Below are 17,167 nucleotides of genomic sequence, written 5' to 3'. Positions count from 1 at the left end.
CATTCCCAGTCGGAGACTGAGAACGAGATAAAGGTGTAGGGAATATAACGTGCCCCTACTTAAACAAGAACCGCTATATGTACGAATAATTTATTTGCTATATAGCGGTTTAATTGCTTTTCAAAAGTTAGATATGAGCAATTAGGAAATTTAAAAACTTGCCAAAATGGCAACTAGCTTTTGATGATTCAAGTTAAATTGTATGAAGATAAACGACTTCAAGGGTTTGATTATCAGGGACTACCACTTAAGCAAATTCCTTTTGTAAAACACTATTTATTGAGTGATTTACAAAAACAAAAAGCTATCTCTAAGAATTATTTACAGAGTATTTATCTCAGTAAATAAATTCAATAATCAGGTTTGGCATTTGCTGCAACAGGAATATTCAATGCGTGTAGGCGTTGTTGTTGAACTACGCATTAGCCCCCTAATGGGTAACGTCTGTATACATTCCTGTTCACTTCAGCAGCAAATGGTAGAGTGGGAGTTTGAAAGCTGACTGATATGCTTCCTCCCACTCTCTTTTTATCGAAACAGAATTCAAGCTTCTGAATTCTTCTTTAGCTCGACTTTATCCAAAATTAAGAACTCGCTTTCTTTATCTGGCAAAAACCCTAGCTTTTTGGCAAATACTTTTTCTATGTCACAGATTATCGATGAAGTTAAAAAAATAAAATTACTGTCCTACAAAGGTTTCAGCTTAAACGATCGCGTTGTGAAAAATGGATAAAGTCGAGTTTAGAGGATGTCTGAAAAGTTTTTTTGTATACATCTAACCCTTGGAGATCCCCATAAATCCCCCTTAATAAGGGGGACTTTAAGACTCTTATTCCCCCCTTTTTTAAGGGGGGTTAGGGGGGATCAAGAAATATTTGATACTTCTCAGACATCCTCTTAGAAATTAGTATCTCGTAAAAACTCAAGAATCGTTTTATTCAACACCGCAGAAGCCCCAGTTGAGGCATCATGACAGCAGTTAGATAAAATCTGTAATTTAGAATTGGGGATATGTTGATGTAATTTTTTACCATGACTAGCAGGAAACCAACTATCTTGCTCACCCCACAAAACTAATGTGGGACACTTAATTGCACTCAGGTTATTTTGAATTTTGGTGAGCATATTTGGCTTATTTGCTTGCCAATTCTCAATTTCTCGCGCAGCTATTTGTAACTCTTCGGCGACTTTTGCGATCGTACCAGGCAATTCAGTAAACGGGTAAGTTATCCAATAGATATCTTCCTGCGTCAAAATTGAGGGATCGAATAATACCCTACGTCTTTCTATTGCCATAACTTCTCTAAATAGAGGCGCAAACAAATATGTCAGACGTAAGGAGTCAATTGTTTGCATTATTTCTAAGGGTGTTTGGGCAAGCAACCACATAGACCAATGGGGTAGCTGTTCGGCAAAAACAGGTACGTTTACTACTATAAGCCGTCCGATTAACTGCGGGTTTTCTTGAGCAAGAGCAAGGGCAACTAATCCCCCTAGAGATTCGGCCACAATGACTGCGGGTTCATCACATAATGCCTGAATAATTCTTTGAAACTCAATAACTTGATGACCGTTGTGTTCTTTACGAGACAATGGTTTTTCGGAAAAACCAAAACCTTTGGCATCAAAACAAATTACTCGGTAATATTTAGATAATGCTGCTACGCTGTGCCGCCAATTGTAGCTCCAACTCCCCATACCATGTAATAAAATTAGCGGTTTACCTCTACCGCTTTCGCCATAAGCAATTTGTACAGGATACCCTTTAGCATCAGTAATAACTAGACTTTGCCGCCCTTTAGGAAAAGTAGCTTGCCACCAATCTTTCATTCTTTTATCAATAAACAATTTAACCGCCTGTAAAGACGCTCCACAAAATTCTAATTAGAATTACAGGCAATGCTACTAAGGCAATGGAGATTAGCAACAATCCAACCAAAACGGCAAAGATAAACCATCTGTCTGCACTCTTTTGCTCGCTAGGAAACTTTAAGTATTCTTCCAAGAGCTTAATATTATTAGTGTTAGCTCTCCAGGCAAAATCAAAAAAGTCTCCCAAAACTGGGACAGCGCCTACCAAACCATCAATGATTACGTTCAAAACCATTTTACCTAGAGTGGCTCTAGATACGCCTAGCCGTGCTGCTTCTAGAATGATGTAGCTAGAAAACATTATTCCCAAAAAATCACCACCAATCGGTATGAGTCCTAAAATTGGATCTAAACCAAAACCAATCTTTGTACCAGGAATGGTAATAACATTATCCAACAGCCGACTTAACTGACGCAGACGTTTCAATGTGGGTGCTTTGGCATCAGGTTCAATCATCGAAAATCGAGGAGGAGAATCAGGCATGGAGGCGATCGCTTACTTTGTATTGAATCGTTAGATATTTTACTCCCCTACTGAGCTTTTGCAATCATTTTCTCAAGGATTTACGAATTAATATTTTACTTTCGATTGCGGCTGGGCTTTTAAGCGCATATCTTCGCCGACAGTCACGTTTAACTGATCGCCGATTAACAGAACAGCAGCACTCATTGACAGCCAGAGCATTAAAACTATCACTGCTCCTACAGCACCATATACTTTATTATAATTGCCAAAATTCGCCACATACAGCCGAAATAGGGCAGACAACATTGCCCAAAAAACAGCTGCTAAAATTGCTCCAGGCATCATTGGCGTGCCTGAGTTCCACTTGCTTGGGCCATAGCGATAGACAAAGCCAAAGGCGACAGCAACAATACTTAAAGCTAAAGGCCAGCGTAACAGTAGCCAAAGATGCAACAAAAAGATCAAAGAACTATTTTCACGCACTACTATTCCCAAAAGCCAATCGCTAGTAAACACTGAGAAAGAAGCCAAGACTAAAAGCAACATAGTACCGACTGTTAATCCCAGAGAGACAAGCTTGGCTTTCCAAAAGGGACGGATGTTTTCTGAGGGAATTTGATGGATTTGATCGAGGGCTGTCATTGCGGTACTCACCGCCCCAGAAGCAGTCCAAATTGCTAATACAAAGCTTAGAGAAAATAAACCACTGTTTTTGGAGTTAGTAATTTCTGTAGTAGCAAAATCACGAATCAGCTCCAAGGCTTGATCGGGTAGGACTTGACTTAGTTGTGCCGCCAGCTGTTTAAAGGTATTTTGTAAAGATTCTGCCAATAAGCCAATGGCTGTGATGATAGCAAGAATTGCTGGAAACAGTGATAGCATGGCATTAAAGGCGATTTCCGAGGCGAGTCCAAAAAGTCGCCTTTCGATTGTTCGGGAAAAAGTTTTTTTAATCGTGCGCCAATTGAGGTGGCCAAAGAAGCGAAAAAAACGAAGCTTTGGCATAATTTAGAGTTAAAACTGGTTGGGTTGATTAACTACTGTGCTAAATTTTGCGTAGCGATCGCATCTGTCTTTCTACCGCAAGAATACCGAGTCAAGAGTTTCTAACTAATGACCATTGACCAATGACTAATGACTAATGACTATTAATGTATGAATCAAGATTTAACACAACAGTGGTTGACAGAAATCCAGGTAATCAAAGAGCAGATGGCACAGCTGCAACACGAGCGCGATACAGCTTGGGAAAGTGCCCAAAAATGGCGTCAGCTTTACAATACAGAAGCAGAACAACGCCGTACAGATACTCAACTTTCCCAACAGACGATCGCCTCCCTCAAGGCAGAACTGCATAAACTCCAAGGTTTTGAAATAGAAACACTAGCTGCTGGGACACCAGTAGCTATCCAACAAGAAATAGAACAGCTAAAATCTGTGGAAGACTTGCAAGCTAAACTGATCGCCGCAATTAAAGAACGCGATCGCCTCTTGCAAGCTTTGAAAACTGAGCAGGATAATCACGCCCAAACCCGCAATAGCCTGACTACTGCCTTGGGTGATGCTATTGATAGCTTGACACACGAACGAGCAGAGGTAGGGGAGCAGAGGAGCAGAGGAGCAGAGGAGCAGGGGGAGAAATCAATTCAAAATTCAAAATTCAAAATTCAAAATTAAAGAACTTCTGCCTCCTCTTTCCCAATGCCCAATGCCCAATGCCCAATTCCCAATGCCCAATGCCCTAAAATCCCATTGCCTTAGCTACTGCGCCCAGTTCCGCCGCGATACCTTGTTGAAATTGACTGTGATTGTGTTTAATGGCTGTATCTGGGTCTTTTAGTCCATTGCCTGTGAGGACACAAACCACTGTTGCCCCTGTAGGAATTTGGTCTTTCACCTGCAACAACCCGGCTACAGAAGCGGCGCTAGCAGGTTCGCAGAAGATACCTTCTGATGCTGCCAAAAGTCGATAAGCGTCGAGAATTTCGGCATCGGTAACGGCGTGGAAATTTCCCTGGCTGGCGGTTTGGGCGGCGATCGCTAACTCCCAACTTGCAGGATTGCCAATGCGAATTGCTGTCGCTAGGGTTTCGGGATGCGCCACTGGCTGACCGTGGACTAAGGGCGCTGCTCCTGCGGCTTGAAATCCCATCATCTTGGGTAGGCGATCGCACTTTCTGGCTTGATGATATTGACAAAATCCCATCCAATATGCTGTGATATTTCCCGCATTTCCCACAGGAATACACAACCAGTCTGGTGCGTCACCCAATGCATCGACAATTTCAAAGGCTGCTGTTTTTTGTCCTTCTAACCTGTAGGGATTGACTGAATTCACCAAAGTGATCGGATAGCTTTCGGCCATCTCGCGGACAATTTCTAGGGCTTGGTCAAAATTACCTTTAATTGCCAATACTTCTGCGCCATATAGTAATGCTTGAGCTAACTTGCCCAGTGCCACATAACCGTCGGGAATCAGTACAAAGGCATTCATGCCTCCCCGTCTAGCATAAGCGGCGGCGGCTGCTGAGGTATTGCCCGTGCTAGCACAAATTACTGCTTTTGCCCCTGCTTCCTTGGCCTTGGAAATTGCCATAGTCATCCCCCGGTCTTTGAAGCTGCCGGTGGGATTGAGACCGTCATATTTTACAAAAACCCGTACTTGTCTGCCAATGCGTTCTGCGATCGCTGGCGCTGGTATTAGAGGTGTATTGCCCTCCAATAGAGTCACAATCGGGGTTTTTTCGCTGACAGGCAAGTATTCGCGATAGGCTTCTATCAGTCCGGGCCAGGGTTGGCGATGAGATGTAGCAACAGACAGGCTCAAAGTCACGGGATTTAAAATTTCTTAATGTAAGGATTGGATATTTAGAAAGGGTGGGATCGGGAAGCGCAAAATGGGAAAGAGGAAGAAAGTAGATTTTTCGTTACCAGTTGCCTATTCAGAGTTCCCTAATCCAAAATAATCTTGTTAAGAATATTATTTTTTGTGGTGCAGGCGTTTCACTTGCTATTTTTATTTAGAACGTTAATTTATCATAAACCGCCACGGCGACCTTCGGTTCAACAAATTACCTTAGAGGAGAATGACGAGATGAAAAATCATCTGTAAATCTATAGGACTCTTATTTTATTTTTTAACAAGACTGAGTACGTATTTATCCTATTGCTTATTCCCTGTTCTCTGTCTATAGAAGTAAATTTAGAAATCAAGCCTAATTCCTATATCAGACTTATGTCATAACTCTCTGAAACTCTTATTTATCCGTGTTTAAAGTTGTGTTTAGTGAATTATTTTATTCAAACTTATCTATGTATTTTCACACCCTATACGTTTCAGTGAAGATAGGAAAATACTTAAGAGGCTGTCTCTTTTTGATGTTAGCCTTCCACCTCCCTTTCTACGAGAGATTGCACCAAATGCAAGTGCTTCGCCCTAGGTTTTTTCATGATTTAGCATAATTCTTGATATAGTCTACATATAATTTCTTGCGTAAATTCCCTAAAAACGGCGATAATCATTAGTACAACCATAATTGACAGACTATAAATTAACTACTCCTAAGTACCGTCCAGCGGAAGGAAGCTTTACACACTTGAGTCAGTGTTTTTTTGGAACACAGCGATTATAATCACCGTCTTTTATGATTGAACGCAAAATCCATTAGAGTAATTGATTGAAAATATACAATAATGTAATAAAGCTTAAAAGAGCATTATTATAATATTTCTAATGGTGTGAGTTAAATAGTGGATTTAATTAGCGATGCCTACTTATTTATCTAGTGTTTCCGATGGCGAGTCCCAGACTGCCTGGGTCAGTAAGTTAACCAAGTCTTATTATCAAGACGATCAGCAAGCTAAATTGATGCATTTACAAGCAGAGGTAGACTCTCTGTTGCAGCAATTGGAAAATCTGAAGCACCAACGTTTAGCCGAAACCAACCAAAAAGAAGAATAAGAATAAGTCCGTCTTCTAGATAGCGATGTCTACGACGGGCTATTCGCCGTCGCTTTTTCCCTCTTTAATTTAAATTTGAGTAAAGGGGAAATTTGAATCAGGGGTGCGTTATTCAAAGCGCTGATTTTTCTCTGACCAGCGCCTCAAACTGTAGTTATGAGCATTTTCTACCAGTAAAGCTAAGGATTGCACCCCTGAAGGCTTGGCGATCGCAGACAGTCTTTGTAAGTAATTTCCTGTAAAATCAGTGTAAATAACTTTATTTACATCAGACAAAATTATAGTCCGGTCGCGGCGCTGCTCTGTGTTTTCTCTTTGAATTTCAGGTGTCCCCTGATTCAAGGATGCTATTGCTTCTGGTGAAATAGTCAGGATTATTTCTGGTTGAGCGTTATTTGTTAAATCAATCACTTGAACAGGCCAATCACCCAATTTTTCCTGCATCTGTTCAAAGCTGGGAATAGCACCAACCGGAAATTCACCAGATTGCTGCAAAGATTGCCACAAACTCGATAACATTATCTTCACCCCTTGGGGATTTTGTTGATGCAGTTCTCGTAAAGTAATAGGAGATGGTTGCACCCATTCCAATGCGGCATTTGTCAAAGCTAAAGGTTTGGGTTGGAGAGCATCGTTTGGATTATCTGGAATTTTTGGCCCAGCAGCTAAGAGGCGCAAAACTTTACCCCGTAGTTGCACCGCTTTGATAGCGGCTATAGTAATTTTTTGCTCTCCATTTGGCAACCAGACTACAATCTGGATTTCCGGGTCAGAACTGATTCCCAAAGTTTTCCAGAAAAATTTGGCGGCGTCAGTTTTCGGTGGGTTGAAATTATCAAAGGGGAAATTTAGCCAGCGTTTCCCGTCATTAAATGCACTTACCTCCACCTGATACCAAACTTGGTTATCCGTAAGTTTCAAATCTGCTGGGGAATTTGGTTGCAGCCATTCGGTGTTAGTAACTTGAGTGATTGGTTGCACCGTACCAACAATCTGACTAGGGTGAGTAGAGGATATTTGCGATGTACCCTTACCATTGAGTCTTGCCAACAGACCTTGAATATAGTCAAGATTCTCTTTTGTAATTTTTGGTTGCGCCTTTAACCAAGAATTAGCATGTCCTTCTCCTCGCTGAACTGCTAAAATCAACGCGAACCAAGCTTGCACCTCTCGTCTATTTGGGTTTACCTGCAACGCTGCTGCTGTGCGATTCCACAACCGTTTTTCATCAGATTTAAGTAGAGTAGCAATTTCTTGGGCATTATGTGGCGACGCTTCAAACACCTGTAAAGCTTTCTCCCAGCGACCATCAATCAAATCTGCCAGCACTTCTTGACTAGGACTTGCCCAAATTTTCTGGGCTTGGGTTTTAGTAAGTTGGGAATGCAAGCGAATCAAATCCATTTGCGCTTGCGCCGTTTCTGGTAAAACTCCTTTGTGCTGTTTCTTGATAAATTTCAACCATTCAAAAGCTGGTGTCCACAATCCACTACGGGCAATTGACAAGGCACTTTGGTATCCAGAATCCTTGAAGGTCGATGATTGGAGGCTAATCGCCTCCAATTGAATTGGTTTGAGGAATAACTTCAGAGGTTTGACTTGGTAAACTTGTAAATGCGGTTCTAAACCTACTGTTTGATCGATAACTAACTCTTTTGTACCATCACCAGTTACCTGCTGCCATTTCGGCAATTGTCCGTTAGGACTAGTCCAAGACAACATTTGTAGTAAGTTTGTGCGTTCTGGATTGTAGTATACGACGTAACCGTAGCGGATCGTATCAGTTGCTTGTTGGCGTTTACCCCGCAAATCAAACCAAACCCCTGATGATGGTGTCTTACCTTCAAAGCGTTGCACTTCAGTTAAAGGTAGGGGAATACTGATATCCTGGGGTTCTGAAGTTCCATCAAGCAAAGAAGAAATCACAAAGGATTCATCTGGGCCAGTTACAGATAATTGAGTCGCTAAATAGTAGTAATTTTCTGACTGAGATTTAAACTCTAACTCTTCTGAGCGTTCGTAAACCCTGAGTTCCACCAGTTCTTTACAATCAGATTGACAATTAGCACGTTGTTGCAAAACTGGTAGTAAAAATGAGGTTTTCACATCTTGATTTAAAGGCAGAGTTTCCCCAAATATTTGGTTTTTTTTACTCAAATCCAGTTGAATTTGTTTGAGAGTTTGGGGGCGTTCGTGTTTACCAAGGGGAATTTGTGCCCATGCAGGTAAAATTTTATTTAGCCAGCTTACCTCGTCTGGATTGAAGATGAAGAGAACACTAATCCAGGCAAAAGCCATAATTAGACTAGCACTACTTAAGATAATTGCGTAGCTTGCCGCCGTAGGCATCGCTAATATTGATGACAACCAACTTCCTCGTTTTAGCTTTTTCTGGGGTTTTTTAGCGACGCGTTTCATCGCACCAGCAGGAGGTTGATTTAGTTTAGAGGCTTTTGGCTTCAGCTTGCGTGAACGATTTGCCATAGATTGGGGATTAGGGATTAGGGATTGGGGATTGGGGATTAGGGATTCGGTATTAAGAAAACTCTTTCCTAATCCCCAGTACCTAGTCCCCAGTACCCAGTCCCCAGTAACCAGTCCCCAATACCCAATACCCTGTTATACTCGCCCTTTCAAAAGTTGCCCAGAAGCATTAAGTCTAATTTGGGACAAAATCCGTAAATGTCCCCATGTAAACCCTAGATAATCGCGAATACACTCTTCACTTAAGTATGTGAGCAGAGTGTAAAAAATTGAAAGGTAGACTTATTAGCCGCAGTTATCGCAAAACCTGGATGCTCGCATCGTTATTAATTGCGGGAGTAAATGGAGTTGCACAAAAAGCATTAGCACAAGAGTACATCAATCCAGAAACTACTCAGGATGTAGGAGTTAAGGGCGATAATATTATTTCCTCATCCCCCTCCCTCTCTCCAGAAGAACCGATGTCCCAAGTTACATCGGTATCTCAACTCAAGGACGTACAACCCAACGATTGGGCATTCCAAGCCTTGCAGTCTTTAGTAGAACGTTATGGTTGTATAGCCGGCTATCCAGATAGCAGCTATCGCGGTAATCGCGCCTTAACTCGGTATGAATTTGCTGCGGGTGTAAACGCTTGTTTAGATAGAGTCAACGAATTAATTACTACAGCCACCAGTGATTTAGTTACTCGTGAAGATTTAGCAATATTACAAAAATTGCAGTTAGAATTTGCCCCTGAATTAGCAACTTTGCGGGGTCGTGTCGATAATTTAGAAGCCAAAACTGCTGAAATCGAAGCCAACCAATTCTCAACAACAACTAAACTCAGTGGACTACTCATAGTTGGCATTCAAGGACGGACTAATAATCGTGGTGATGTTAATCCTAGAGATGGACAAAAAGATACAGATGATAGAGGGACAAATATTGATGTTATATCCTTGGCGCAACTGTATTTAACTAGTCAAATCACTCCTAGCAGTTACTTGTTTACAGGTCTTTTAGATGGTAACGGTACTAGTGGGCCTAGATTTACCAATAGTGTTTCTCGGAATGATGTTTTACTTGGCTACGAATTTCCTACAGAGAATTTGATTGTAAGTGACCTCAATTTTCATTGGCTGGTGACAAATAAATTAGCAGTAATGGTAGGAACAGAGGGCGTAAGTATGCCAGCTGCTTTCCGAGGCCCCAATCGGGTAGAAAGTGCTGCAACAGGGCCATTATCTTATTTTGCCCAAAGAAACCCAATTTTAAATATGGGATATGGTCACGGTGGTATAGCTATTGATTGGCAATTTGCTAAACGCGCTAGTTTGCAGGCAATTTATACTAGTTATCAACCAGGAAATCCTGGTAAAGGTAGCGGTTTATTTGATGGAACCACCACTACAGGTGTGCAATTACTGCTAACACCAACCGATACTCTAGATTTAAGTTTATATTACGTTAATAATTACGCTTCAGATGGTTGTTTGCTAACCTTTGTTGGTGATGAATGCTTAACTACAGTTAATACCACTACTGGAAAATCAGCACCGCTACAAACTAACGCTGTGGGTGCGACTCTCACTTGGCAAATTTCTCCCCGTATTAGTGCAGGCGCGTGGGGTGGTTATACTAAATCTTATATTCCTGGGCAATCGGGAAGTGTAGAAACGACAAATTATATGGTGTTTCTGAATTTCCCTGATTTATTGAAGAAAGGAAATTTAGGAGGAATTTATGTCGGTCAACCTCCTAAAATCACTAGTAGTGACTTACCTGTAGGAAATAATGTCCCTGATTTTATCAATACAGGTTTAGGACGAGCAGGTGGACAACCAGGCACGACCACTCAAATTGAGGCATTTTATCGTTTTCAATTAACAGATAATATCAGCATTACACCAGGAATAATTCATCTTATCCAGCCTGGTAATACACCAGATAGTGACTCAGTTACTATCGGCATTTTGCGGAGTACTTTTAGTTTTTAATTTCAGTTTCACATAATAAGAAGCTTCTGCACCTTAACACAGGATTCCCTGTAAGCCAACGCTCAGAACTTTGGAAGATGCGGAGATTCATTGATAATAAATCTTAGAAGCTTGGTATAAATAATAAACATATCTCCTTTTATGGCTAGCAATAAAAAAGACGGGTTTAGCCGCCTTCTGTATAATAAGTAATAGTGCTGAAAATTTTGCCGAAAATTAGGGTAGAAAACACTATTTCTAAGCCAGCGAGCGTGTCATATTTAAAAGCATCGTTCATCCCTACCCTCAAAACACAGTACAAGACTTAATTTGATACTCTCTCAAGTGACTTATTTATAGCGTAACTACTATTGACAAAACTAGTTTCGCCTTAAGTTGTCACCAATAGTCTCAGGCTGGGAATGACGCAATCTTGCAAAGGTTTGTCTAGTTAAGCTTCTATCTTATTTAGTGTTCTGTGTATTAAGGGACTTGCAAAAAATAAATTATCCCAAATTATTTATAGATTTGTAGGGGCGCAAGGCCTTGCGCCCCTACAACGGGATATTTTTTTAACTGGAAGTCCCTAACCACCGGCGACAGCTGGGACAATACTTACTTCATCGCCATCTTTAAGTGTTGTGTTTATACCATCTAAATGGCGAATATCTTCGCTATCGACGTAAAAATTTACAAACCGACGTAGCTTACCTTGTTCATCGCACAACCGGGATTTAATGCCAGGAAAGCTTTGTTCTAAGGAGTCCAACAATTCAGCAATGGTGCTACCGTTGGATTCTAGACTAGCTTGATTATTAGTCAAATTCTGAAGAGTTGTAGGAACTAAAACTGTTACAGCCATAGAAGTACAAAGTGAAGAGTTAAAAGTGAGGAGTATAATTTAAGAGTTAGGTAGTCATGAATAAAAAACTCATAACTCATAACTCCTAACTAAACGAGAACTTGTTGCCATTCCAAGCGATCTAGAGTACGCGATCGCTCTAACGCACGTTCAAAACTATCGAGTTTCGCATCAATAGTCAAGGGTTCACCAACGTAGCCTTGGACTGCTTCTTGGGTTTTCAAACCATTGCCTGTGATGTAAATCACGGTAGTTTCGTCTGGATCGATTTTGCCAGCTTCTACCAGTTTTTTCAGCACGGCCACGGTTGTACCACCAGCCGTTTCTGTGAAGATGCCTTCGGTTTCTGCCAGCAACTTGATGCCATCAATAATTTCGGCATCATTGACTGATTCAATGTTACCACCAGTTTTCTGAGCTAGCTCCACAGCATAAATACCGTCTGCTGGATTGCCTATTGCTAGCGATTTCGCAATTGTATTCGGTTTAACTGGTTTAATAAAGTCACGTCCTTCTTTGAAGGCTTGGGCGATGGGCGAACAACCTTCAGCTTGAGCACCACTGAAACGGACGCTCTTGTTTTCTACTAAACCAACTTCGACAAATTCTTGGAACCCCTTATAAATTTTTGTAAAGAGCGAACCAGACGCCAAAGGAGCAACTACATGATCGGGTAATTCCCACCCTAGTTGTTCTGCAACTTCAAAACCTAGCGTCTTAGAACCTTCAGAATAATAAGGACGCAGATTAATATTGACAAAACCCCAGCCATGTGTGTTTGCAACTTCCGAACAGAGACGATTGACTTGATCGTAGTTGCCTTTGACGGCCATGAGGGTGGGACTGTAGATCAAGCTACCGAGGATTTTACCGGCTTCTAAATCTGCGGGGATGAACACACAGCAGTCTAAACCGGCATGAGCTGCGATCGCAGCTGTAGAATTTGCTAAATTACCAGTGCTAGCGCAAGAAACAGTAGTGAAACCTAACTCCCGCGCTCTGGATAGAGCGACTGACACCACCCGATCCTTAAAGCTCAGGGTGGGCATATTCACGGCATCATTTTTTATATAAAGCTTATTTAGACCCAGGCGACGGGCAAGACGGTGAGAACGAACTAGGGGAGTCATACCAGTTCCCACATCTATAACATTGTCAGTTGCGACAGGCAAAAAGGGGCGGTAGCGCCAAATTGAATTAGGCCCAGCTTGAATTGTTTCACGAGTGACAGTCAGACGTAGGGCGTTGTAGTCATATTTAACTTCTAAAGGGCCAAAACATAACTCACAAACATTACTGGCTTTGAGTTCATATTCTGCACCACATTCCTTACACTTCAAGGCTTGAAAGTAGGCAGTGCTGGTTTGGGTTTGGGTTTGGGTTTTGATTGCCTGAGTCATAAACTAGCTTTCCCTGTTTGTCTGTCACTTGTCGCCTGATATTAACACGAGCAAAAATACCAGTCAAACATACCCGACTAAAAATATCGGATATGTCTGGTATTGATAGGAATGATTCTTGTAAAACTTTAATACTAGTAATCTCTATTTATAGTATTTACACGTATATTATTAATGTTATGAAAAAATAAAATGGCTTTCATTATCCAGCATTAACACTGAAAAGTACTATGATAAAATTGCATTTTTTTGTGATAAAATTGCATTTGTTGAAATTGCTATCCTATTTAAGCGATCTAGAACGCTTAGTTAATTTTCAATTTTTTTTATCTAAATGACTCTCCAGGGCAGTATATATTTCTGATAACAAAGACTCAAAAACATTTTTATATATAAGTTTTAGTGTTTTTAGCATCTGAATCAAGCCACTAAAATTCCTATGTGTGTTGCCAAAATAAAGTTAATTTTTCAGCTTTGATGCACTCATTCATAGCTCAAGAAGTTACTTATTTATACGGAAGATTTTTTTTGCTTTAAAAGCTACATTGCTATTTACATCTCTAACTAAGCAAAATACAGTAATAAATTACACATATTTGCGATTGCCAGTCTTGATTCTCAAGGGTAAGCGTAAAACCACTAGACAAGTTATTTCTGGTTATTGTCTCAATATAATTTCCCAGGAGTGTCAATAATTTAACTCCTTAAATATGCATTCCCAAAACTTTAACGTTTTGGGCAGCCATAATCGGTAATTCTTTAAAGGGAATTGCCGAACTTTATCCTGTTTCAAAATCCGAGATACAAGTTCAGCAAACAAACTACTTATATGGTAAATCGAAATCAATCCGTAAATAAGCAGCGTAAACTTTACCAATTTCTAGTAGCAACAGCATTATTAACTGGTAGCCTTTTCCAATTTCTCGCACCCGTATTAGCTGACGGAACGACTGCGGGTACATCTATCAGTAACACTGCAACAGCAACCTACGAAGATCCTAACAGTCCAGGGACAACTATAAATGCCACTTCTAACACTGTCGTTGTCACTGTAGCAGAGGTTGCTGGAATCACCGTTACAGGGTCTGGAGTTACAGATAACAATGGCGGTAATGTTGCAGTTGGCGACTTACTAATCTACACCTACACCTTAACCAACGTAGGTAATGACCCCACCAAATTCCACATTCCCAACCAAGCGACAACAACTGGGCCGGGTACAGTTTCGGGCACATTACCAAATGGTGGTACAGTTAATAGCCTGCAATATAGCACTGATGGTGGTCAAACTTGGATAAACGTTCCTCAAGGTGGCGTAGACACACCTTCTATTCCGGTTAACGGTACTGTGTTAGTACGTGTGCCAGTAACTGTACAAGCTGGCGCTCAAACCAATGATGTCATTACCGTTACTCTTGGTAATACTCCAGGTGATGCCCAAAACCAACTGCGGAGTCCTGATGGTGGTGACGTATTCACCGTAGATAACCCCGATGGTAGTACTGGTGAGGTATCTGGCACACCAGTTAATGGTACACGGGAAGCTAGCGCCACCGAGCAAATTAAGGTTGGTTTAACGGTGAAGACCTATGCTTTAGCCACCATTCTGAAGATTCGCAGTGGTTATAACAATGCTGGCACAACTGCGATTACAGATGATAAATTGACCTACGATTTGAGTTTGCGAGTTGAGTCCAACGATCCCACAGGGCAGGGAATTACACCCTCAGCTTTGACGGGTACAAGCATCAATGTTAATGGTGCTGCTGGTACTTATATCTTGGTTTCTGATGCAATTCCTGCGGGTACAGATTTAGCAGTAGCACCAACTGCACCTCCTGGTTGGCAAACTGTCTACACCACTAATCCAGTTACAACTAATGCTAATACAGCTAGTTGGACTACGACAGCACCAGCCTCTTTGGCCTCAGTCACTCGCGTTGGTTTTATCAATAATCCAGCGACTATTACTTCCATCGCTCCTGGTACAACGGTGAATGGCTTTTCGATTCAGCTAGCTGTTGAATCAACTGCATCTTCACCCTTAACCGTCGCTAATATCGCTCAATTGTTTGGTCAAACACCCAGTAGCAATTTCCCAGTCTACGACGAATCTGGCGACCAAAATCCCAGCAACTACAACGGTTCCCCAGGCAGTATGACTCCTCCTCTGGGTACTGATAGCAATGGTGATGGTATTCCCGATACTCTACCACCCGGCAACGTTGATGATGGCTATATTAATACTCCAGCATCTCCAGAAACTGGAACTGACGCAGGTAATAACAACACTGGTACTGGTACAGGTGGTGAGGCGAACGTTTTCACGGTGCAAGCACCTGTTGCTTCAGCGTTACTCAACGGGCCGCAAAATGCCCCAGATGCTACTGGGCCATCAGGTTTAACTAACGATGACTTCACTAATAAATCTTCTCTCGTTCCTGCCGGGACAGCACCTGGTAGTACACTCGATCCTCAGTCAGTTGGCTTCACCAACACTGTTAAGAATAGTGGTACTGACTCAGGTGTCTTGAAGATAGAGCCAACGCCACCAGCAATTCCAGGAGATTTACCGAATAATACAAAGGTGACTATTACTTATGGTAGTCAGTCTGCTGTCTATACCTATAATAATGGAGCGTTTGCATTAACTACTGGTACAGCAATTACAATACCCAACGTTGCTCCTGGTGCAAGTATCAACTATGGTGTGGAAGTTGATTTACCTCCAGGCACGCAGTTATCTACTGATATTAGTAAAGGCTTTCCAGTACCTATCACTGCTTCGATTGACAACTATACGACAGATACCAACGGTGATGGAATTAAAGATACTGGCAACGATAATACCTTTGATTCGTCCAATATTACCATAGATCGCGTGTACACTGGCTTCCTGAAACTGTTGAAAATGTCACGAGTTTTACAAGGAACTGGGCCTGTAGTCCAAGGGAATGATGGCACATTCAGTATCGATCCGAAAAAGCCTGCACCAGGAAACATTATTGAGTACCAAATTCAATACACAAATATTTCCGATCCTCAATCTGGAACTGGGAATGTGATTTTGAATGCTAACAAAGTTGTGATTACTGAAGATGGTACGAAAAGCCCCAATAACTGGGCATTAGACAATGATGCTAGCGGTCAAATTGATACTAGCAATATTGTTGGTTCAGCTAAGGATTCCGGGAGTGCAACCATCCAATTCTTTAGTGGTAATCCAGCTACTAGCTCTGGCATCGACCAAACTGGAACTACGGCAAACACTGATGTTGCTAAGTACATAGATACTGTCACTGGCACGATCGCACCGGGTATTCAAAGAACATTTACCTTCCAACGCAAGGTGAACTAATTCGTTGGGATTGGGGACTTTGAAGTTTGCAGACTCTGGTACAGAAGAGTCTGCGAACCATTTGACCTTATCCCCAACCCCAAACAGCAAGCAAATAGGAGAGTGACTTTTTCTTAGCAAAAGCTGGGAAAGATAAGTCAACAATTCACATTCTGGAAGTTTTTTGAGGTTATTTATATGAAGCGTGTTTCTCTTGCAGGTTTAGGAGCATTTGCTCTCATTACTACAGTTCCATTTTTCGGACAAATTCCGGGAATCGCAAATGTATGGCATTCAGAAAGTGCTGTTGCTCAGAATATCAAAACTCAAGGGCAAATTCAATTGCGTTTAGAAGCAGAAAAGCAAGTGGTGGCACAAGATCAACAGGGTAAGCAAAGCCAGAAATGGGAACCTTTGAAAGGTCAAGTTGTGGTGCGACCAGGAGATGTATTGCGATATACCTTGAGTGGCGAAAATCAGAGCGATCGCCCAGTGAAAAATTTGATTTTTAATCAACCTATTCCCAAAGGAATGGTCTACGTGCTGAATTCTACTAATGTCTCCAAAAATGCCAAAGTTATTTACAGCATTGATGGTGGGCGTAGCTTCGTCGAAAATCCTACGGTTAAAGTTACTCTTCCTGGCGGCAAAGTGGAAACCAAACCAGCCCCAGCCATTGCTTACACTCATATCCGTTTGCAGATTCCGTCACTTGCAGCGAAGACAACAGTCAAGGCAACTTATCAAACCCAAGTGCGCTGATTAACACGCCGCCTTGCTGACTCGAAAAAGAACTGCAATCAAGAATATTTTCAGATTCCACTGGA

General features: G+C 41.6%; 12 protein-coding genes. 5 read left to right on the top strand and 7 right to left on the bottom strand.

The window, feature by feature from the left end; all coding sequences use genetic code 11:
* Positions 1-897: 897 nt before the first annotated feature.
* The 3 genes from RMX89_RS03665 to RMX89_RS03655 form a co-directional block, all read right to left on the bottom strand.
* A complete protein-coding gene (locus RMX89_RS03665) occupies positions 898-1,830 on the bottom strand; it encodes an alpha/beta hydrolase (RefSeq protein WP_322687960.1) in 933 nt (310 codons plus the stop codon).
* Between the two features lie 19 nt (positions 1,831-1,849).
* A complete protein-coding gene (locus tag RMX89_RS03660; RefSeq protein ID WP_322687959.1) occupies positions 1,850-2,356 on the bottom strand; it encodes a DUF4112 domain-containing protein in 507 nt (168 codons plus the stop codon).
* An 87-nt stretch (positions 2,357-2,443) separates the two neighbouring features.
* Positions 2,444-3,343, bottom strand: a complete 900-nt coding sequence (locus RMX89_RS03655; RefSeq protein WP_322687958.1) for a YihY/virulence factor BrkB family protein — start codon at positions 3,341-3,343, stop codon at positions 2,444-2,446.
* 150 nt (positions 3,344-3,493) lie between these two features.
* Between RMX89_RS03655 and RMX89_RS03650 the strand changes: the two genes are divergently transcribed.
* Positions 3,494-4,015, top strand: coding sequence for a hypothetical protein (locus RMX89_RS03650; protein ID WP_322687957.1), 522 nt, complete (start codon positions 3,494-3,496; stop codon positions 4,013-4,015).
* Between the two features lie 64 nt (positions 4,016-4,079).
* Here the strand turns inward: RMX89_RS03650 and thrC (RMX89_RS03645) are convergent, their stop codons facing one another.
* Positions 4,080-5,171 carry a threonine synthase gene (thrC, locus tag RMX89_RS03645; RefSeq protein ID WP_322687956.1) on the bottom strand — a complete coding sequence of 364 codons (1,092 nt, stop codon included), beginning with the start codon at positions 5,169-5,171 and terminating at the stop codon, positions 4,080-4,082.
* 933 nt (positions 5,172-6,104) lie between these two features.
* On the opposite strand from thrC (RMX89_RS03645), the gene RMX89_RS03640 reads away from it, so the two are divergent.
* On the top strand, positions 6,105-6,299 hold the full coding sequence (locus tag RMX89_RS03640; RefSeq protein WP_322672856.1) for a hypothetical protein: 195 nt from the start codon (positions 6,105-6,107) through the stop codon (positions 6,297-6,299).
* Between the two features lie 108 nt (positions 6,300-6,407).
* On the opposite strand, the gene RMX89_RS03635 is transcribed toward RMX89_RS03640, so the two are convergent.
* Positions 6,408-8,783, bottom strand: a complete 2,376-nt coding sequence (locus RMX89_RS03635; protein ID WP_322687955.1) for a hypothetical protein — start codon at positions 8,781-8,783, stop codon at positions 6,408-6,410.
* Positions 8,784-9,094: 311 nt separating this feature from the next.
* Between RMX89_RS03635 and RMX89_RS03630 the strand changes: the two genes are divergently transcribed.
* Complete coding sequence (locus RMX89_RS03630) at positions 9,095-10,762, top strand: iron uptake porin (RefSeq protein WP_322688029.1); 1,668 nt, start codon at positions 9,095-9,097, stop codon at positions 10,760-10,762.
* 565 nt (positions 10,763-11,327) lie between these two features.
* Here RMX89_RS03630 and RMX89_RS03625 read toward each other — a convergent pair.
* Both RMX89_RS03625 and thrC (RMX89_RS03620) read right to left on the bottom strand, forming a co-directional pair.
* Positions 11,328-11,603: a ubiquitin-like small modifier protein 1 gene (locus RMX89_RS03625; protein ID WP_322687954.1), complete on the bottom strand. Its 276-nt coding sequence runs from the start codon at positions 11,601-11,603 to the stop codon at positions 11,328-11,330.
* Between the two features lie 89 nt (positions 11,604-11,692).
* A complete protein-coding gene (gene thrC / locus RMX89_RS03620) occupies positions 11,693-13,003 on the bottom strand; it encodes a threonine synthase (protein ID WP_322672863.1) in 1,311 nt (436 codons plus the stop codon).
* 829 nt (positions 13,004-13,832) lie between these two features.
* Here thrC (RMX89_RS03620) and RMX89_RS03615 point away from each other — a divergent pair.
* On the top strand, positions 13,833-16,361 hold the full coding sequence (locus tag RMX89_RS03615; protein ID WP_322687953.1) for a hypothetical protein: 2,529 nt from the start codon (positions 13,833-13,835) through the stop codon (positions 16,359-16,361).
* A 177-nt stretch (positions 16,362-16,538) separates the two neighbouring features.
* Positions 16,539-17,102: a hypothetical protein gene (locus RMX89_RS03610; RefSeq protein WP_322687952.1), complete on the top strand. Its 564-nt coding sequence runs from the start codon at positions 16,539-16,541 to the stop codon at positions 17,100-17,102.
* Positions 17,103-17,167: the final 65 nt, after the last annotated feature.

Origin of the sequence: Nostoc sp. DedSLP04, from assembly GCF_034530775.1 — a bacterium.
Lineage (GTDB): Bacteria > Cyanobacteriota > Cyanobacteriia > Cyanobacteriales > Nostocaceae > Nostoc.
Note: the sequence above shows the minus strand (reverse complement) of the source record. Positions and strands in the feature narration are given on the sequence as shown.